The organism is Bosea beijingensis (assembly GCF_030758975.1).
Classification (GTDB): domain Bacteria; phylum Pseudomonadota; class Alphaproteobacteria; order Rhizobiales; family Beijerinckiaceae; genus Allobosea; species Allobosea beijingensis.
Genome location: NZ_CP132359.1, coordinates 3,693,360 through 3,712,664, shown reverse-complemented (window position 1 = coordinate 3,712,664; position 19,305 = coordinate 3,693,360). Strand labels below are relative to the sequence as shown.

General features: G+C 67.4%; 18 protein-coding genes. 11 read left to right on the top strand and 7 right to left on the bottom strand.

The window, feature by feature from the left end:
* From Q9235_RS17710 to Q9235_RS17665, 10 genes are all read left to right on the top strand, one after another.
* On the top strand, positions 1 to 1,083 hold the full coding sequence (locus Q9235_RS17710) for a hypothetical protein (protein WP_306223129.1): 1,083 nt from the start codon (positions 1 to 3) through the stop codon (positions 1,081 to 1,083).
* A 527-nt stretch (positions 1,084 to 1,610) separates the two neighbouring features.
* A complete protein-coding gene (locus Q9235_RS17705; protein ID WP_306223128.1) occupies positions 1,611 to 3,221 on the top strand; it encodes an AMP-binding protein in 1,611 nt (536 codons plus the stop codon).
* A 13-nt stretch (positions 3,222 to 3,234) separates the two neighbouring features.
* On the top strand, positions 3,235 to 3,483 hold the full coding sequence (locus tag Q9235_RS17700; protein ID WP_306223127.1) for a phosphopantetheine-binding protein: 249 nt from the start codon (positions 3,235 to 3,237) through the stop codon (positions 3,481 to 3,483).
* Positions 3,483 to 4,394 (top strand): hypothetical protein, encoded by a 912-nt coding sequence (locus tag Q9235_RS17695; protein WP_306223126.1) that lies wholly within the window; start codon positions 3,483 to 3,485, stop codon positions 4,392 to 4,394. The genes Q9235_RS17700 and Q9235_RS17695 overlap by 1 nt, the downstream gene beginning before the upstream one ends.
* Positions 4,395 to 4,414: 20 nt before the next feature.
* The gene (locus tag Q9235_RS17690) at positions 4,415 to 5,857 is read left to right on the top strand and encodes a lipopolysaccharide biosynthesis protein (protein ID WP_306223125.1); all 1,443 of its coding nucleotides are present in this window, start codon (positions 4,415 to 4,417) and stop codon (positions 5,855 to 5,857) included.
* Positions 5,858 to 6,073: 216 nt separating this feature from the next.
* The gene (locus Q9235_RS17685) at positions 6,074 to 6,997 is read left to right on the top strand and encodes a hypothetical protein (protein WP_306223124.1); all 924 of its coding nucleotides are present in this window, start codon (positions 6,074 to 6,076) and stop codon (positions 6,995 to 6,997) included.
* Positions 6,998 to 7,026: 29 nt separating this feature from the next.
* Positions 7,027 to 8,304 carry an extracellular solute-binding protein gene (locus Q9235_RS17680; RefSeq protein WP_306223123.1) on the top strand — a complete coding sequence of 426 codons (1,278 nt, stop codon included), beginning with the start codon at positions 7,027 to 7,029 and terminating at the stop codon, positions 8,302 to 8,304.
* 107 nt (positions 8,305 to 8,411) lie between these two features.
* Positions 8,412 to 9,344 (top strand): carbohydrate ABC transporter permease, encoded by a 933-nt coding sequence (locus Q9235_RS17675; protein ID WP_306223122.1) that lies wholly within the window; start codon positions 8,412 to 8,414, stop codon positions 9,342 to 9,344.
* The gene (locus Q9235_RS17670) at positions 9,344 to 10,198 is read left to right on the top strand and encodes a carbohydrate ABC transporter permease (protein WP_306223121.1); all 855 of its coding nucleotides are present in this window, start codon (positions 9,344 to 9,346) and stop codon (positions 10,196 to 10,198) included. The genes Q9235_RS17675 and Q9235_RS17670 overlap by 1 nt, the downstream gene beginning before the upstream one ends.
* Positions 10,199 to 10,424: 226 nt before the next feature.
* Entirely contained in the window at positions 10,425 to 11,024 is a 600-nt protein-coding gene (locus Q9235_RS17665; RefSeq protein WP_306223120.1) for a histidine phosphatase family protein, read from the top strand.
* Here Q9235_RS17665 and Q9235_RS17660 read toward each other — a convergent pair.
* Genes Q9235_RS17660 through Q9235_RS17635 form a run of 6 tightly spaced genes read right to left on the bottom strand, consistent with a single transcriptional unit; the run spans position 11,021 to position 17,079 of the window.
* Positions 11,021 to 11,893 (bottom strand): glucosamine kinase nucleotide-binding domain-containing protein, encoded by an 873-nt coding sequence (locus tag Q9235_RS17660; RefSeq protein ID WP_306223119.1) that lies wholly within the window; start codon positions 11,891 to 11,893, stop codon positions 11,021 to 11,023. The two genes, Q9235_RS17665 and Q9235_RS17660, sit on opposite strands and share 4 nt — an antisense overlap.
* A complete protein-coding gene (gene murA / locus Q9235_RS17655) occupies positions 11,890 to 13,149 on the bottom strand; it encodes a UDP-N-acetylglucosamine 1-carboxyvinyltransferase (RefSeq protein ID WP_306223118.1) in 1,260 nt (419 codons plus the stop codon). Before murA ends, Q9235_RS17660 begins: the two co-directional genes overlap by 4 nt.
* Entirely contained in the window at positions 13,149 to 13,766 is a 618-nt protein-coding gene (locus Q9235_RS17650; protein ID WP_306223117.1) for a GNAT family N-acetyltransferase, read from the bottom strand. Before Q9235_RS17650 ends, murA begins: the two co-directional genes overlap by 1 nt.
* Positions 13,763 to 14,581, bottom strand: a complete 819-nt coding sequence (locus tag Q9235_RS17645) for an ABC transporter permease (RefSeq protein ID WP_306223116.1) — start codon at positions 14,579 to 14,581, stop codon at positions 13,763 to 13,765. The genes Q9235_RS17650 and Q9235_RS17645 overlap by 4 nt, the downstream gene beginning before the upstream one ends.
* Positions 14,578 to 15,531, bottom strand: a complete 954-nt coding sequence (locus Q9235_RS17640; protein ID WP_306223115.1) for an ABC transporter permease — start codon at positions 15,529 to 15,531, stop codon at positions 14,578 to 14,580. Before Q9235_RS17640 ends, Q9235_RS17645 begins: the two co-directional genes overlap by 4 nt.
* An 18-nt stretch (positions 15,532 to 15,549) precedes the next feature.
* A complete protein-coding gene (locus Q9235_RS17635; protein ID WP_306223114.1) occupies positions 15,550 to 17,079 on the bottom strand; it encodes an ABC transporter substrate-binding protein in 1,530 nt (509 codons plus the stop codon).
* Between the two features lie 158 nt (positions 17,080 to 17,237).
* On the opposite strand from Q9235_RS17635, the gene Q9235_RS17630 reads away from it, so the two are divergent.
* Positions 17,238 to 18,347 carry an anhydro-N-acetylmuramic acid kinase gene (locus tag Q9235_RS17630; protein ID WP_306223113.1) on the top strand — a complete coding sequence of 370 codons (1,110 nt, stop codon included), beginning with the start codon at positions 17,238 to 17,240 and terminating at the stop codon, positions 18,345 to 18,347.
* On the opposite strand, the gene Q9235_RS17625 is transcribed toward Q9235_RS17630, so the two are convergent.
* On the bottom strand, positions 18,344 to 19,243 hold the full coding sequence (locus Q9235_RS17625; protein ID WP_306223112.1) for a DMT family transporter: 900 nt from the start codon (positions 19,241 to 19,243) through the stop codon (positions 18,344 to 18,346). The genes Q9235_RS17630 and Q9235_RS17625 overlap by 4 nt on opposite strands.
* Positions 19,244 to 19,305 lie beyond the last annotated feature (62 nt).

Below are 19,305 nucleotides of genomic sequence, written 5' to 3'. Positions count from 1 at the left end.
ATGGCCGGCTGCGATATCCTGATCTCCGGCACCGGCGGCTTTGCCGCGCGCATCGCCTTCGACATCGCCGCGACCGCGCGCGAGCCGGTGGAAGTCGTCATCGCCGGGCGCAATCTCGAACGGCTGAACTGGCTCCGTACCGCCGCCAATGCCCGCGCCGCGCTGTTCGGTGCCAGGGCGCGCTTCACGACCCATGCCATAGATCTGCTGGCGCCGGACGCCTCCGACGAACTGCTGGCGGTGACAGACCCGCGCATCCTCGTTCAGGCTGCCTCGATCCAGACCTCGCAGGTCATCGCCCAGAGCGGCAACGCCTGGACGCGTCTCGTCGCCGAAGGCGGCCTGAGCGCGACAGCGGTCTTCCAGGCGCTGATCAGCTCCCGCGTCGCCGCCGCCATCACGCGTGCCGGCAAGCCGGTGACGCTGGTCAATTGCAGTTTTCCCGACGTGGTCAACGGCATGATCCGCGCGATGGGACACGATGTTTCCTGCGGCATGGGCAATGTCGCGATCCTGTCCAACGTCTTCGCCGGCTCGGCTGCGGCGCCCGCCGGTGCCGAGCTCAAGGTTCTCGCCCATTACCAGAACCTTGCCGCCTGGCGCCGCCGTCCGCATGAGCGCGCCGGACGTGCCCCGCGCGTCTGGCTCGATGGCGAGGAAGTCGCCGATGTCTACGCGCGCTTCGCCGATATCCAGCTCACGCCCGAGCCTGTGATCGAGATCTCCGGCGCGAGCGGCGTCCCGATGTTGCTGGCGATCGCGGCAGGCAAGCCTTGGCGCGGCCATGTCCCCGGACCGAACGGATTGCCCGGGGGCTATCCCGTCAGCCTGGAGAGGGGCCGGCTTACTCTCGATCTACCGGCTGCGATCAGCGAAGCCGAAGCTATCGGCTGGAACGCCTCGTTCGAAGAAGCCAACGGCCTCGTCGTCGCGGCCGATGGAACCGCCCGCTTCACCGGCATCCTGGGCGATCGGCTCGCCCAGCAGCTCCCGGCTCTCGCACAGGGGTTTCGCGTCGACGATCTGGAAGCGGTCTGCGCGGACATGCTGGCGGTCCGGGATCGACTGATCGACCAGCCCTGATCCTCCCGGGTCTTGCGCTCGACGCTAACGACATGCGCTTCGCGACCAGTAACGGGTTCGCCGAATCCGACCTGTTCTTCACCCATCTGCGCGACACGTTCGACACGCTCTATCGGGAAGGGCAGGCGGGCCAGCCGAGATGATGAGCTGGCCGTCGGTCTGGTTCGCCAGGCGCGAGCAGATCGTGCGGCACTGGCGAAGCTGCCATCCGCCGACCGTCGAGGTCTGGCGCTCGGCCCGGCATTGGCGAAGCTGGCTCCTTGCCGTCGGTGTCGGCAAGATGGTGACAAGGGCCACCGATCACCGGCGGCGTCACGAACTGCGCCGGCCGAGGGTGAAGCGGAGCTTTACGGCAGGGCTTTCCCGGCGTCCGGAGATTAATTCAGTTTATTGTTGTATCTTGAAGAATAAGATCCCCGTGCGAGGTGCCCTCTATTGAACTCACCCTCGACTCGATTGCTTTGCTGGCGCGCTTGCACCAACATAGGGACATTCTATTCGCATTTCGATTTCGGTGGGAGGAAGGAGTGGCGGGCTGTTTCAATCTGGCGCGTGGACTGGCGCGGCAGGCGGAACAATGTCCTGAGGCATTGGCTCTCCATGCCGGAGGAACCGCGCTCAGCTATGGCGCGCTCGCGCGACAGGTGACGGAGCTGGCCGGGCTGCTCGCAGAACGCCGCCAGTCTCGTCGCATCGGCATTCTCGGCACGCGCAGCATCGAGGCCTATATCGGCATTCTCGCGGCCTGCTGGGCCGGCAGCGCCTATGTCCCGCTCAACCTCAAATGGCCGGCCGAGCGCCTGATCGCCCTGTTCGGCCAATTGCGGCTCGATGCCCTGGTCGTCGACGAGAACGGCCTCGGCCTCCTGATGCCGGAGGTTCTCGCCCATGCCCCCGATCTCGTCGTGATCCCGCCCGGGCGCGCACTTGCACCCGTCCGGCCGGGGCAATCCGTGATCCCGCGCGATGTGACGACGGCCGCGCCTCTCGACGAGCCGGCTCCCGTCGCTTCCGGCGATACCGGCTATATCATCTTCACCTCCGGCACGACCGGACTGCCGAAAGGCGTGATGATCTCGGCCGGTTCGCTCGCCCATTATCTCGAACAGAGCGAGCCCTGGACGCAGTATGGGCCAGCCGACCGGATCGGCGAGGCCTGCGACGTCACCTTCGATCTCTCGGTCCATAACCTGTTCCTGTGCCTGCGCGCCGGGGCCTCGCTGCATGTGATGTCGCAGCTCGAAATGCTCGCTCCGGCGCGCTTCATCCGCGGCCAGGAACTCACGGCCTGGATGTCGGTGCCGACGGTGATCGCGCTGATGCGGCAGAACGGGGCGCTCAAGCCGGGCATCTTTCCGAGCCTGCGGCTGTCGATCTTCTGCGGCGAGCCGTTGCCGGTCTCGGCCGCGCAGGCCTGGGCGCTTGCGACGCCCAATGGCGTCGTCGAGAACATCTACGGGCCGACCGAGGCGACCGTGATCGGCCTGCGCCAGCCATTGACGGAGCCGCCGCTCGTGACCGAAGGGCGCGATATCCTAGCCATCGGCCGGCCTTATCCGACGATGAAAGTGGCCATTCTCGACCCGCGGCAGCAGCCGGTCGCGCCGGGCGAGGCCGGCGAGATCGCGCTGGCGGGGCCGCAGCTCGGCATCGGCTATTTCGGCCTGCCGGAGCTGACGGCCGATCGCTTCCGCACCATCCGCGGCGAGCGCTGGTACCTGACCGGCGATCTCGGGCGCATGGACGCGGACGGCGTCTTCCACCATCTCGGCCGGGTCGACAATCAGGTGAAGCTCAAGGGCAACCGGGTCGAGCTGGAGGAGATCGATACGCATCTGCGCCGGGCCGCCGGCACGGAGCTGGTCGCGACCGTCGCCTGGCCGGTCGCCCATGGCTCGGCCGACGGGCTCGTCGCCTTCGTCGGTGGCGGCCATGGCGATGTCGAGGCGATCCGGCAGGATCTGGTGCGCCGGCTGCCGCGTTATCTCGTGCCCGGCCGCATCGTCACGTGCCCGGAACTGCCGCGTAACATCAACGGCAAGATCGATCGCGGCGCGCTCGCGCGCCGGCTCGATCAGGATGCCCGTTCCGCTCCGGCCCCATCCGCGGCCACCCGCTCTGCCGACCCCGTTTCCTGACGAAGGAGGATCTGTGAAAGCCGATACGCAAGGCCTGCGCCGAACCGTCATCGCATTGCTTGCCGAGGCCGGACATGCCGGCCCTGTCGGCGAGACCGAGTCGCTGTTCCTGAGCGGACGGCTCGATTCCCTCGCCGCGGCTGAGCTTCTCGCGCTGCTCGAACGCGATCATGGACTCGATCTGGCCGATGCCGATTTCGACATCACGCAGATCGACACCCTCGCCCAGCTCGAGGCGTTGGCAAGCCAGCAGCCGGCGTGATGCGGGATACGAGCGCGGAAACTTTTGCGGAAGTCCGGCCCGAGGTTGCGACGGCTGTCAGTACGCGTCCGCGCTTCCTGTCTCCGTTCGGGCCGTCGCGGCGCGACGAGGCCGTGGCGCTGCTGATGGAGGGCTTTCCCGCGACCAGCCGCGCCTTCTGGGAGAAGGGGCTCGATCGGCAGGAGGCGCTGCAGGACGACAATCTCGGCTATTTCCTTGAGGCGGGCGGGCAGGCCGTCGGCGTCATGCTGACGCTGCGCAGCACGCGCAGCCGGCCTGACGGCACGCTCTATCCGGTGGTCAACCTGTCGAGCTGGTACATCCAGCCGGCGCATCGCTGGCGCGCCGTCCCGATGCTGCGCGCCATCGTTGCGGAGAGCGATGGGCTGGTCACCGATCTCACCGCGTCCGAGTCGATCTACCGGATGAATGCGGCTGTCGGTCTGGAGCCTTGGAGCAACGGCATGATCCTCGCCGGCATCCTGCCCTGGGCCGCGCTGCCGGCCCGGCGCGGCGCGAGGGTGCTGCTCTTCGCTCAAGCCGCCGCGCTGCTCGGCCCGGCTGAGGCCGGCATGCTGGAATGGCATGAGCGGGACGGGCTGATCGCCGCCGTGCTGTGCGAAGACGCCGGTACCTGCCCGCTGCTCTTCCGCCCGATCCGGCGCAAGGGTGTGCGTTTCGCGCAGTTGATCTTCGCCGGGAGCCGCAAGGCGGTGATCCGCAACCTGCCGACGGTGACGCGCTTTCTCGCCGGACACGGCATCCTGTTCCTGTCGATCGACGCCTATCGCGAGGATTGCCCGCGGGGCGCCGTCTTCCGGCCCGGACGGCAGCGCTTCTGGCGTGGCGAGGTCGACCATGACAGGCTCGACTACGCCTATTCCGAGCTCGTCCTGTTCGGCGTCTCCTAGGAGAAGCAGGCAGGCGCCCGGTGACGTTCTTCCGCAAGACGCTGCTCTACATGCCGGCCGGGACGCTCGGCCCGCTGATCCAGCTCGCCACCATCGTGGTGCTGACCCATTGGCTGGCGCCGGCCGATCTCGGCCTCTATGCGCTGGTGGTGGCGCTGCAGGATCTCGCCCAGATCGCGACGCTGTCCTGGTGGTCGCAATATGTGCTGCGCTACCTCGACGAGCATGATCCGGCCCTGCGCGCGCGGCAGGATCGCACCGAGATCGGCGTGATCGCCATGGCCGGGGTCGCGCAGGCCCTGCTGGTCGCGGGCTTCACCATCGCTCTGGCGGACGGGCCGGTGGAGCCGGGTCTTGTGCTCAGCGCGGCACTGGCCGGAATCATGCGCGCGCTCGTCGTGCATGGGAGCGTGCGGGCCCGGGCGCAGCAGCAGATCGGGCTGCATGCCTTCGCGCAGATGGCTGCGCCGAGCCTGAGCCTCGGCTTGAGCCTCGTCGGCTTCGCCCTGTTCGGCGCCAATCTGACGGTCGCCTTCCTCGCCATGGCGCTCGGTCATCTCCTCGCAGCCCTGCCCCTGGGGCTGAAGCTCGACTATCGCCGGATCCGCGGCGGCATCGATTATCCCACCCTGCAACGGGCCTTCCGCTATGGCGTCTTCACCGCGATGGGCGCGGGCCTGGCCTGGGGTTCGATGCAGAGCATGCGCTTCGTCACCGATCTGGTGTTCGGTGCGGCGGCCGTCGGCTTGATCCATGTCGGTTGGGGCATCGGCCAGCGCATCGCGACCCAGCTCTCCGTGCTGGGGACGGCGGCGCTGTTCCCTATGGCGGCCAGCCGGGCGCGGAGCGAAGGGATCGCAGCAGGCGTGAACCAGTTGCTGATCGGCGGGCCGATCCTGCTTGCCTTGCTGGCGCCCGCGACGATCGGGCTCGCCTTCGTCGCCGAACCGGTCGCGCGACTCCTGACCGCGCCGGCCTATCAGGAGATGACGGCGGCGATCCTGCCCGTGGCCATGTTGGCCGGCGCCGTGCGGGCCTTCCGCAATCACTATCTCGACGAGCTCCTGCAATTGACCGATCGGTCGCGCTTGATGACGGCGCTCGATGGCGTCGAGGCCGTTGCCACCGTGCTGCTTTGCGGGGCCGGCGCGCTGCTTTACGGCATCCAGGGCGCCCTGATCGGTTGCCTGGTCGCCGCCATGCTGGCGACGGTCCTGGCCTTCGTTCTGGTCGCGCGGCAGCACGGCCCGTTGCTGACCGGTCGTGCCGTCTTCGTGACCGGGGCGGCCTGTCTGGCGATGGCTGCCGTGCTCGCAGCCCTGCCGAAGCCCGACGGGCTCGTCGGCCTGATCGCCCTCTGTGGTCTCGGCGGGGGTACTTATCTCGCGACTTACGCCCTGTTCGAGCACCGCGCGCTTCAAGAATGGGTGCGCGGCTCCCTTGCCCGGAAGCGCGGCGGCTAGGCGATCCTCCGCCGGAAACGCCGCTCCGAGCCACAGTCGGCGGCCTCTTCCCAATGATCCGGTGTCCTCCCGTTTCCGGTCGCGGTTGTCGCCGCGCCAGATTCCGGCTTGTGTCGATCCAACTGGTTCTATATTGGTCTATATGACGATCGCGGCTCATGTAAGGCGCGGCAGATGGGAGTGTCCGAAACGGTGCAAGGCGAGGGGTGCGTTACAGTGTCGACCGACCACTACGCGCCGGCTGCCGGCAAGGCCGGATCGGGCTGGTGCGTACTCTCGCAGGCCAGCGAGAAGGGCAGTGCCGCCTTTAACGAGGACATGTCCGGCGCCGCCGGTTCCTGCGCCTGGATCATCGACGGCTCGGCCTTCTTTTCCGGCGCCGCCCGGACCACCGAAGAATCGGAGGGGGCCTGGCTCGCCCGCCGGGTCGATGCACTTCTGAAGGCGGACCCGCCCGAAGACTTGGCCTTTGCGACCTGGGCCGAAGGGCTCGAACGGCAGTTGCGGCAGGACTATGCGGCGCTGGGCGAGGGCCATCCGGAGCGGGAGGCGGGCGAGGGGCCTTCCGCCGTGCTCGGCCTCATCCGCCTGCGGCGCGACGGCGATGCCTGCCGCATCGAAGGCGCGGTGATCGGCGACGTCTCGATCCTGATCCAGGACGGCGATCGGGTCGAGCGCTGGACCGACCCGTCGAGCAGCCCCTTCGAAGCGCGGACCATCGCGGCGGCGACGGCCGACGGACATCTTCCCGGCGAGGTGATCTCGCCGAAGGCGTTGGCGCAGATTCTGCGGAACCGGCGCTCGCTCAATCGCCAAGGTGGTTACTGGGCGATCAATCCCGGCCTGAGCTGGCGGGCGGGCCTGCGCCTGTTCTCGGCGGAGATCTCACCGGAGGCGACCGTCCTGCTCGCGTCCGATGGCTTCATGCGTCTCGTCGATGTCGTCGCCCATTGCGACGAGGCGGGGCTGATGGATACCGTCTCGCGCCGCGGCGCGGCGGGGGCCATCGCCGAGTTACGCCAGCTCGAAAGCGATGATCCGCTGGCGGAGCGCTTCCGGCGCGTCAAGATCCACGACGATGCCACCGCGCTGCTGGTGACGCCGCCTCTGCGCGACAACCACAGCGAAAAGCCGTCATAAGACGACCGGAACAACCAGGGAGAGTGACTATGTTGGCCGGAATCCAGACCAAACCCATCGTCAGGCGGACGCTTGGAAAGCTGGCGCTGGCGCTGTTCGCCGCCGCGACGGCCTTCGCGGCGCCGGTTCAGGCGCAGGCGGAAGACATCACCGTGTGGAGTTGGCGCCAGGAGGACAAGGCCGCCTATGCCAAGCTGATCGCCGCCTTCCGCAAGCACCACCCCGATATCAACGTGAAGTTCGAGGCTTTCGAGGCGGCAAACTACAACACGGTGCTGTCGACGGCGCTCGCCGGAGGCACCGGCCCGGATGTCGTGCAGGTGCGCGCCTATGGCACGCTCGGCGTCGGCAAGCCCGACTATCTCGTGCCGCTCGACAAGACGACGGTGCCCGAGTTCGCCAATTTCCCGGATTCGGCGATCGCTGCCGAGACGATGCGGGCCGACGGCAAGCTCTATGCCGTGCCGCTGGCCTCGCAGACGATGCTCATCATCTACAACAAGGAGCTGTTCGAGAAGGCCGGCGTCACGCCGCCGAACACCTGGGACGAACTCGTCAGCGTCTCCAAGACGCTGAAGGACAAGGGCATCAATCCGTTCGGCAACGGCACGGCGACGGCCTGGCAAAACGAGACCATCGTCGGCGCGCTGCTCTCCTCGCAGATCGGGGTGCAATTCGAGCAGGACGTGATGGCCGGCAAGGCCGATTTCACCGATGCCCGCTTCGTCGGCGCGCTGACCAAGCTCAACGAGATCAAGGACTATTTTGCGCCGAATTTCTCTGGCGTCGACTATGCGGCGTCGCAGCAGCTCTTCGCCGCCGGGCGGGCGGCGATGTTCGCCGGTGGCTCGTTCGAGATCGCCAATTTCCTGCGCCAGAACCCCAAGCTTAAGCTTGGCCTCTTCCCCTCGCCCGTGGCCAAGGCCGGCGATCCCAAGCTGGTCGCCCTCTATTATGATGGCGGCTACGCCATCAATGCGGCGTCGAAGAAGCGGGACGCGGCGCTGAAGTTCCTGCGCTTCGTCGGCACGCCGGAATTCGGTACCGCCTTCTCGAACGAATTGCAGAACATCTCGCCGATCAAGGGCGTCGCCTTCGAGAACCCGCTGCTGAAGGAGGTCGCGACGCTGAACCAGAGCGCGATGTCCTACATCATGCTGGTCAATTTCCGCTATCAGGAGCCGACCGGCTCGGTGCTGCTGCAATCGGGCGTGCAGAAGATGCTCGCCGGCAAGGCGACGCCGGCCGAGATCGGCGCCGAGATCACCAAGGGCATCGCGACCTATTACGCGCCCTTCAAGAAGTAAGCGCGACAGCGGCGGCGCTCGCCCGACGCTCACGGCCGGCCTGCGGCTGTGAGCGCTGGCCTCGTGCTGCCGCCACTCGCTCCCGGCGCATCCCAAGGGCAGAGCCGATGCAGACGGATTACCGAAACCGCGAGAAGCGCAGGCGTGCGGCCTGGATCGCCTTCCTGATCCTGCCGCCACTGGCGATGATGCTGACCTTCGTGGTCTGGCCGCTGCTCTCGGCGCTCAGCGCCGCCTTCTATCGTTGGGATGGCATGGCGCAGGGCGAGTTCGTGGGCTTGAAGAACTTCGCCGACGTGCTGTTCGGCGATCACTTCGCGGCGCTGACCTGGCGCGCCTTCCGCCACAACCTCTTCGTCTTCTTCGCGCTGTTCGTGGTGCAGAACAGCGTCGGCTTCCTGCTCGCCTGGTTCATCTATCGCGAGCCGTTCGGCTTCCGCTTCCACCGTGTCGCGATCTTCATGCCTGTCATCCTGTCGACCGTGCTGGTCGGCTTCCTGTGGAAGCTGTTCCTCGACCCGAATTTCGGGCTGATCAACCAATTGCTCGACATGGTCGGGCTGGGCGGCTGGCGCCAGCCCTGGCTCGGGCAGGAGACGACTGCCCTGCCAGCGCTGGTGCTTGCCAATGCATGGCACTGGGTCGGCTTTCCCGCGCTCGTCTATCTCGCCGGCATGCAGCGCATCCCGCGCGAAATCCTCGAGGCGGCCAAGCTCGACGGTTGCAATGGCTGGCAGATGCTGACCCGCGTGGTCTGGCCGCTGGTGACGCCCTCGACCACGATCACGCTGACGCTGCTCTTCATCGGCGCCTTCAACTGGTTCGAGCTGCCCTACATCATGGCTGGGCTGGACGGCTCGCCCTATGGCTCGACCGACGTTCTCGGCCTGTATTTCTACCGCACGGCCTTCGGCAACCAGACCGCAGGGATCCAGGATTTCGGCCATGGCAATGCGCTGGCCGTGCTGATGTTCCTGTTCATCGCGGCGGTCGCGACCGTCATCACCCAGTACCTGCGCAAGCGGGAGATCGCGCTGTGATGTCCCACGCTGCAACCAATGATCCGCTCTTCCCGCGGAGCAGCGCTGGGAGCCTGATCGCCGCAGCGCTCCTGATCGGCAACACCGTGCTGATGCTCTATCCGATCGTCATCATGGTCTTCTCGGCCTTCAAGACCACGGCGGAGATCTTCGACGCACCCTTCGCGCCGCCGGATTTCACCTATGTCGAGAATTTCGTGCGGATCTGGGGCGAAACCAGCCTTCCCGGCTATTTCGTCAACTCAGTCGTCATCACGGGAACTTCGATCCTGCTGACGCTGATCCTTGGCACGATGGGCGCCTATGGCCTGGCGCGATACAGCTTTCCCGGCAACTCGGCGATCTTCATGTTCTTCCTCGCCGGGCTGATGCTGCCGCTGAAGCTCGCGGTGATCCCGCTCTTCCTGCAGATGCGCGATTTCGGTTTGCTCGACACCCGGCTCGGCCTGATCCTGATCTACACGGCGATGGGCCTGCCCTCGACGATCTTCATCATGACCGGCTTCCTGCGCACGCTGCCGGTCGAGCTGGAAGAGGCTGCGCGCATCGACGGCGCCTCCGAGCCCCGGATCATGTTCTCGATCATGCTGCCGCTTTCGATCCCGCCGATGGTGATCGCCGCGATCCAGAACGCGGTGCCGACCTGGAACGACTTCTTCTTCCCGCTGGTCTTCATCCAGACCGATGCGCGCAAGACCCTGCCACAGGGTCTCTCGGTCTTCATGGGCGAATACACCACCGACTGGGGCATGCTCTTCGCCGGCCTGACCATCGCGGCCCTGCCGCTGACCATCGTCTACATCCTGATGTCGCGCCAGTTCATCCGCGGCATGACCGCCGGAGCGGTGAAATGACATCCTCTGCCGGAACCCTGATCCCGCCTCGCAGCCTTGCGGCTTCCTGCCAGGCGCGGGCCGACAATCCCTTGCACGGCCCGGCCTTCATGGCGGCGATGGCGCAGGCGGGGGAGCAGGGGATCGGTCGAAAAGCTATGGGGCTTTACGATGGATCCCGGATCGGCGCTGCTTGTCCGGGATGATGGCGTGGTTCCGCAGATGATCAGCCGAGAAAAGGACCAGCATGCCGATCGTCTATTTCGTCACCCACCCGGAGGTCGTCGTCGATCCGCAGGTTCCCGTGCCGGAATGGGGGCTGTCGTCTATCGGCTGGACGCGCATCGAAGCCTTCTGCCAGCGGACGGAACTGGCAGATGTCACCGACGTCTTCACCAGCGACGAGCGCAAGGCGATGGATTGCGCAGAAGCCTTCCAGCGTGCCCGCGGCCTGCCGTTCGGGGCGCGCGAGGATCTGCGCGAGAACGACCGCTCGGCTACCGGTTATGTCGCACCGCCGCGCTTCTGGGAGATCGTCGATCAGTTCTTCGGGCAGCCGGATACGAGCGTTCTCGGCTGGGAGACGGCGCGGGATGCGCAGGCGCGGATCAAGGCTGGCGTCGCGGCCTGCATCGCGGCGCGACGCGGAAGCGGCGATCTCGTGATCTTCGCCCATGGCGGCGTCGGCACCTTGCTGCTCAGCGATCTCCAGGGCGAGCCGATTTCGCGCCAGAACGGCCAGCCCATCGCCGGTGGAGGCTGCTATTTCGCCTTCGACATGGCAAGCCGCGCCCTGCGCCACGGCTGGCGCGACATTGTCCCCGAAGGCGCCGGCGCTGCTCCTTAAGCCTTCGGCCGCACCAGCGAGAGCGCCCCGGCGATCGCATCGCTCTTCACATGCGTCAGCCGTCGCCGGACATCGGGCGCCAGCCAGGCTTCCATCGCCGAGGACAGGCCGCCGATCAGTGCCACCCGCGGCACGTTGCGCTCGAACAGCGTGCGCACCATCGCGTCGATCATCGCGGCAGCGTTCTGCATGATCATGCGGGCATGGGAATCGCCGAGATCGGCATGGCGCAGCACGAGCGGCGCCAGCGTCGCGTAATCGGTGGCATGGGCCTTGTCCATCCAGGCGATCACCTCGAAGGGATCGCCCTCGAAGCGCGCCAGCACGTCCCCGGTGAAACGCGTCGCCGGCTCACGTCCGTCATGGGCGCGCAGCGAGACGCGGATGGCGGCGAGGCCAAGATCCGCGCCGCTGCCCTCGTCGCCGACCGGAAAGCCGTAGCCGCCGATCCGGAGCTCCTCGCCGTTCACCCGCGCGAGCCCGATCGAGCCGGTGCCGATGATGACGATGCCGCCATCTTCGCCGCCATGCGCGCCGAGGCAGGCGGCCAAGCCGTCACTCTCGAAGACCGTTTTTGCGAAGGGAGTTTTCCAGGCGGCGAGCGCCTGCTGCATGCCCTTCCGTCCGATGCCGGCAAGGCAGATGCCGGCATGGACCCGCGCGAAATCGGCTTCTGTCAGCCCGGCTTCAGCGATGGCGCCACGCGCCGCCTGCATGACCGAAGCAAGCGAGGTTTCAAGCCCGAGCCGAAGCGAGGCCGGGCCGGCGATGCCGGAGCCCAACACTTCGCCGGCGGCGGTTTCGAGTCGGCAGCGGCAGCCGGTGCCGCCGCCATCGACGCCGAGATAGAGATCGCCTGGCGTGCTCATGCCGGGACCCGTTCGATATCGGCGCCGCAGCGCTTGAGCTTGCGGTCGAGCGCCTCATAGCCGCGGTCGAGATGGTAGATGCGGCTGACCACGGTCTCGCCCTCGGCGACGAGGCCGGCCAGCACGAGGCTGACCGAGGCGCGTAGGTCGGTCGCCATCACCGGCGCCGCCTTCAGGCTGGCGACCCCGCGCACGGTCGCGCTGGTGCCCTTCAACGTGATGTCGGCGCCGAGCCGGACCAGCTCCGGCACATGCATGAAGCGGTTCTCGAACACCGTCTCGCGGATCAGCGAGGTGCCGTCCGCCACGCTCATCAGCGCCATGAACTGCGCCTGCAGATCGGTCGAGAAGCCGGGATAGGCCTGAGTCATGATGTCGATGCCGGTGAGACGGCCGGGGCGCGTCACCATCAGCCCGCGATCGCTCGGCCAGAGGCGGACGCCGGCCGCCTCCAGCGCCTCGCCGACGGCCGCGAGATGCTCGAGCCGCGCGCCGACCAGTTCCAGCTCGCCGCCGGTGATCGCGGCGGCGACCGCATAGGTGCCGGCCTCGATCCGGTCGGCGACGATCTCATGGGTGGCGGGGGAGAGGTTCTGCGCGCCCTGAACCAGCAGGCGGTGGCTGCCGATACCCTCGATCCTGACGCCCATCGCCGTGAGGCAGCGGGCGAGATCGAGCACCTCCGGCTCCTTGGCAGCGTTGACGATCTCGGTTTCGCCCCTGGCGAGGCTCGCCGCCATGAGCGCGGTCTCGGTCGCGCCGACCGACGAGAAGGGAAAGACGATCCGCGCGCCGCTGAGGCCTCGTGGCGCCTTCGCTTCGATATAGCCGCCGGCCACGCTGATCTCGGCACCGAGCGCTTCGAGCGCCTTGATATGCAGGTCGACCGGCCGGGCCCCGATGGCGCAGCCGCCCGGCAAGGAGACGCGCGCCTCGCCGAAGCGCGCCACCAGCGGCCCGAGGACAAGGATGGTCGCGCGCATCTTGCGAACGGTGTCGTAGCTCGTCTCGCGCGGTCCCGCCTTGGCGGCATCGAGCGTCAGCGCATCGGCGGCCCGGCCCGAGAAGCCGACGCCATAGCCTTCGAGCAGGGTTTGCATCGTCTTGACGTCGACGACATCCGGCAGATTGCGCAGGGTCAGCGGCTTGTCGGAGAGCAGCGAGGCGGCAAAGGCCGGCAGCGCCGCATTCTTCGCGCCGCGGATCTCGACCGTGCCGGACAGCCTCTGGCCGCCGCGGATCAGGAGTTTGTCCATCAGCGGGTCTCCTTTGACCGATGCGAGCCCTCATCTTGAAGGCCCGCTCCACAACGCCAGCCCTCATCCTGAGGAGCCGCGTGAGCGGCGTCTCGAAGGATGTTCCAGGAGGCTCCGGAGACATCTGGACCACCCTTCGAGACGGCCCTGCGGGCCTCCTCAGGATGAGGGCTGGCGTGCTGTTGGGGTGTCATCAGCTTCTCATAGCGCAGGAAGCGATGTTGCGCCCCGGCGAATTCCCGCTCGTAGTCATCAGCGACCTGCCAGCCGGCCCGCTCATAGAAGCGCCGCGCGCCTTCATTCGCCGCGAACACTTCCAGCGACCGGGCGCCATGGGCCTCGGCATAAGCCAGCAGCGCGGCGCCATGGCCCTGGCCGGTCTCGGCCGCGAAGAGCATGGCGATATGCCCATCCTTGACCAGCAGCACGCCGCGCACGCCGTCCGCTTCGAGGACGGTCAATGCCTCCAACTCGCGGGCAAAGCGCGCCTCGAAATGAGTCTGGTCGAAGTCGAGCGCGGCGTCGCCGATGATCGGCCGGAAATGCGTTCCATAGGCTCGCATCATCAGCGCAGCGGCCGGCGCGATATCGTTCGCGACCGCCCGGCGGATGATCACGACTGGCCCCGGAGCCGCGGATCGAGCTCGTCGCGCAAGGCGTCGCCGAGCAGGTTGAAGCCGAGCGAGAGCAGGAGGATGCCGAATCCGGCGAAGATCGCATTCCAGGGCGAGAGCAGTACGAAATTGCGCCCCTCCGCCAGCATCAGGCCGAGCGAGGGCGTCGGCGGCTGGGTGCCGAGCCCAAGGAAGGAGAGCGAGGCCTCGACCAGGATCGCGGCCGAGAGCAGGAGCGAGCTCTGCACCAGGATGACCGAGGCAAGATTGGGCAGGATATGGCGCAGCATGATCCGCAGATCCGTCGCGCCGATCGAGCGGATGCCGGCGACGAAATCGCTCTCGACCAGCACCATGGCCGGCCCCCGGATCAAGCGCGCGAAGATCGGTACATAGACCACGGCGATGGCGATCGCGGCGCTTTCCGTGCGCGGGCCGAGCATGGCGATGATGCCGATCGCCAGCAGCATCACCGGGAAGGCGAAGATGATGTCCATCGCCCGCATGATGATGCGGTCCCACCAGCCGCGATAGAAGGCGGCGAGCAGGCCGAGGCTGCCGCCGATGACAAGCGCGAGCCCGACCGCGATGCCGCAGGCAATCAGCGCCGTGCGGTAGCCGTAGAGGATGCGCGAGAAGATATCGCGGCCGAGATGGTCGGTGCCGAGCCAATGCGCGAGGCTCGGCCCCTTCATCCGGGCGACGATGTCCTGCGCCAGCGGGTCATAGGGCGCGACCAGGGGCGCGCCGAGCGCCAGCATGATCTGCACGGCGACGAAGATGCCGGCGGCGATGGCGATGCGGCGGCTCTGGCTCATGACGCGGTCCTGAGCCTTGGGTCGATCAATGCATAGGCGAAATCGACGAGCGCGTTGACCAGTACGAAGCCGACCGTGACGACGAGGATCGTGGCCTGGATCAGCGGATAGTTGCGCTCGGCGATGGCGCCGAGGATCAGGCGGCCGAGGCCGGGGATCGAGAAGACCTGCTCGACCACGATCGCGCCGCCGAGCAGATAGCCGGTCATGATGCCGACGCTGGTGACGAAGGGGATCAGCGCGTTGCGCAGGGCATGCCGGTAGAGCACGGCCCTTTCCCCCAACCCCTTGGCGCGCGCGGTGCGGATATAGTCCTGGCCGAGCGCATCGAGCATCGCGGTGCGCACCAGCCGCGAGAGATTGGCCAGGATCGGCAGCGCCAGCGCGATCGCCGGCAGCAGCAGCCGCTGGAGATTGCCGAGCGGGTCTTCGCTGAAGGGCACATAGCCGAGCGAGGCGAAGCTCGGCGCCAGCGTCGCGACCGTGATCAGCATGACGATGCCGAGCCAGAAAGAGGGGATGGTCAGGCCGGCAATGGCGCCGACGCGCAGCACGAGATCGGCCCGCCCGCCGCGCCAATGCGCCATCAGGCAGCCGACCGGGATCGCGAGCCCGGCCCCGAGCACGAGCGAGAACAGGGTGAGCTGAAGCGTCGGCCAGATCTGGGCGGCGATCTCCTGCATCACCGGCCGGCCCGTCCAGATCGAGGTGCCGAAATCACCCTGGACGGCGCGACTGAGCCAGACCCAGTATTGCTCCAGCAAGGGCCGGTCGAGACCGAGCGAGCCGCGCATCGCAGCGATACGCTCGGGCGTCACCTCGGTATTGGCGCCGAGCATGATCGCCACCGCGTCGCCCGGGATCAGCCGGATCATCAGGAAGACGATCACGGAGATCCCGAACAGCACGATCAGGAGGTCGAGGCCGCGCTGCAGCAGGTGACGGAGCATGCCTCGACCTTACTCCAGTTATCGCAGGCTTGCGCGGCCGAGCGAGACCAGCGAGCGGTTGGCGTAGATGTCGTAGCCCTGAAGGTTGCTGCGCACCGCGCTGAACAGCGTGGGATAGGCGATATGCGCCGCAGGCCCGGTGCAGCCCAGGATCTTCTGCGCGTCGCGATAGGCGGCCTGGCGCGCCGGCTTGTCCAGCGTCGCGCGGCCCTTGTCGAGCAGCGTGTCGAGCTCCGGGTTGCTGTACTTGAAGACGTTGGTCGAGCCGCCGGTGCGGAAGGCGCGGTAGAAATAGTCGTCCGGCTCGATGCTGCCGGCATTGGTCGAGGCGAAGAGGTCGAAATTCGAGTTGCGCCAGTCCTGCACGAACTGGCCGAGCTCTGGATTCTTCAGCTCGACCTTGAAGCCGGCCTTGCCGAGCTGCTGCTGCACCACCTGCGCGATGTCGCGGATGTCCTGGCGCGGCAGCACCGTCATGCTCACCGTAACCGGCGTCGCGACGCCTGCCTCCTTGAGCAGCGCCTGCGCCTTGGCCGGGTCATAGGTGTAGCAGGGCAGGTCCTTCACATCGACGGCCCAGTCCTTCAGCACGGCCGGGAGCGGAGCCGCCGGGGCACCGCTGCCGAACAGCGCGGCGTCGATGATCTCCTTGCGGTTCAGCGCGTAGTTCAGGGCTTCGCGCACCTTCACGTTGTCGAAGGGCGGCTTCGAGGTGTTCATGCCGATCAGCGTGTAGGCGAGCTCCGTCGTCTCCTGCATCGCGATATTCGGCTTGCCCTTGAGCTGGAGCGCGGTCGCCGCGTCGACATGCGGCAGCAGCGCGAACTGGCCGTTGCCGATACCGACCTGGCGCGTCGCGGCCTCCGGCACGAAGTTGAACTTCACACCCGCGAGCTTGACCTCGGCGGTGTTCCAGTAGCCGGCATGCTTGGCGAGGCGGATGAAGCCGTTCGGCTGCCATTCCTCGAACTTGAACGGGCCGGTGCCCATGGGGGCACGTTGCAGCGCATCCTTGTTGCCTTCGAGACCGCGCGGCACGATGGCGATGCCGGTGAGCGAAGCGAGCAGCGGCGCGGAGGGCTCCTTGAGCTTCAGCTCAAGTGTTGTCGCATCAACCGCTGTCGCGCTCTCCATTGCGGAGAGGCGGCTGGCGAGCGGCGAGCCGACATCCTTCGACAGCACGCGGCGCAGCGACGAAGCGACATCCTCCGCCTCCATCGGCTTGCCGTCATGGAATGTGACGCCGGAGCGCAGCTTGAAAGTCACCGTCTTGCCGTCGGCCGAGGCGGTCCAGGACTGGGCGAGGCCCGGGATGATGTTGAGGTCCTTGTCGAGCGCGGTCAGACCCTCGTAGATCGGGCCGAGCACGATCTGCGAGGAAGCGAAGGCCGTCACGATATGCGGATCGAGCCCGGCGGGCGAAGCCTCGACGGCAACCTCCAGCGTCTGGGCCGAGGCCGCACCCGCGAGCAGCGCGAAGGTGGCTGCGGCAACGCCACAACGCAGGGCACGACGCAGGCCCGGACCCTGTTTCACGATACGAAGCATGACACCCCTCCTGATTTTGATGACGGCGCCTGTTCCGACGCTCGTATGAACCCGATCGCATATGGACCACTTACGGACCAATCTGGACAAGGCTTAGCCGATCGCCTAGAGCCGGTGCAAGCCTCGAAGCAGCGACTTCGAGGGTTTGCAGGGGCGAAATGATGATGCGTGACCTCGACAAGCCGGTATTGACCGCGATCGGCGTGATCAGCGGCACCTCGATGGATGCGATCGACGTCTCGATCGTCGAGAGCGACGGGCGCGAGCGGCTCAGCTTCGGCGCGGGCGCCGGCTACCCCTACCCGCCCGAAATCCGGCGCCAGTTGCAGGCCCTGGTCGCCGAGGCCGAGCGCGCGGTGACCGAGCCGCTGGTCGAGCTCGAAGCCGCCGTGACCGCCGCCCATCTCGACGCGGTCAGGCGCTTCATGTCCGAGCAAGGCATCAAGCCCGAGAGCGTCGATCTCGTCGGTCTGCATGGCCAGACCGTCTATCACCGCCCCGAGATCCGCTTCACCCGTCAGCTCATCGACGGCCCGGCCGTGGCCAAGACCCTCGGCATCCCGACGGTCGACCGCTTCCGCCATGCCGATGTCGAGGCCGGCGGGGAGGGCGCGCCGTTCGCGCCGCTCTATCACCGCGCGCTCGCCCAGGGGCTTGAGCAGCCGGTGATGGTGCTGAACCTCGGCGGCGTCGGCAACGTCACCTATATCGACGGCGACGAGGTCATCGCTTTCGACACCGGCCCGGCCAGCGCCATCCTCGACGATTTCGTCCTGCGCCGCCTCGGCAAGACCTATGATGCCGACGGCACGCTGGCGGCGAGCGGCAAGGTCCGCGAGGACCTCGTCGCTGAGTTCATGGTCAATCCCTATTTCGACCGGCCGGCGCCCAAGTCTCTGGACCGCAATGATTTCCACCGCCGCGCCCAGGTGGTCGAAGCCCTCTCCGATGCGGATGGCGCCGCGACGCTCGCGGCCTTCACGGTGGAAAGCGTGGTCGATGCCCTCCGGCACGTGCCGAAGGCGCCGCGGCGCTGGCTTGTCACCGGCGGCGGCCGCCTCAACGGCCATTTCATGCGCTGCCTGCACGAGCGTCTCGGCGTGCCGGTCGAGCCGGTCGAGGCGGCCGGCTGGGCCGGCGATGTCATCGAGGCGCAGACCTTCGGCTACCTCGCGATCCGCTCGGTGAAGGGACTGCCGCTCAGCCTGCCCGGCACGACCGGCGTGCCGCAGCCCCTGACGGGCGGGCGGCTGAATCTGCCGGGCTAACGCCGCAGCAGCCAGCAGGCGCCGATGATCAGGGCGGCGCCGAGCATGGCCTGTGGCGTCGGCATTTCCGAGAAGAAGACGAGGCCGATCAGGATCGCCCAGATCAGCCCGGTATATTCGACCGCGACCAGGCGGCTCGCCTCGCCTCGCGCGAAGGCCAGCGCCAGCGCGACATGGCCCGCAAGGCCCAAGGCGCCGATCAGGATGAAGGCCGGCCAATCGGCCGATGCGATCGGCGCCCAGAACAGTGCGGCCGGCAGGGCGAGGATCGCCGCGGGAATAGCCGACTGGAACAGCGCGATCGTCAGTGGCGGATCGCCGCGCTTCGCCCGCTGGCGCAGCAGCACGATGGAGAGCGCATAGGCCACGGCGCAACCGAGTACGGCGGCGATCCCGAGCGCCCGCTCCGGCGCGATCGTCGCGAGCTTGAAACCCCCGGCCGTGACCATGACGCCGGCGAAGCCGAGCGCCAGCGCGAGATAGACCATCGGCTTCGGTCGTTCGCCCAGCAGCGGAATGGCGATCAGCGCGACCAGCAGCGGCGCGATGAAGGAGATGATGAAGACCTCCGCCAGCGGCAGCACCGCGAGCCCGTAGAAGAAGCCGAGCGTCGAGAGGGCGACCATGACGCCGCGCAGCAGATTGCCGGTGATGACGCCGCGATCCGGCAGCGGGGCGCGCAGGGCGAGGAACAGCAGGGCGCCCATCGCCGCCGTCACTGCAAAGCGCAGGAAGGTCAGGTGCAGGGCGCTGTAGCGTGGCGAAAGCTCCTTCACGACTCCGTCCATGGCCGTCAAAAGGGCGATGCCGGTAAGACCGAGCAGGAAGGGCGGGACGGAAGCCGTGAACCGGGCGGCGCGGGCGGGACGGGAAATCTGCGGTTCTGGCTGCGACATGGCTTCCCTGTCCGCTTCCGGCTTGCTACTGGGCTAAAGTGGACTTAATTTGGTCTGGTCAC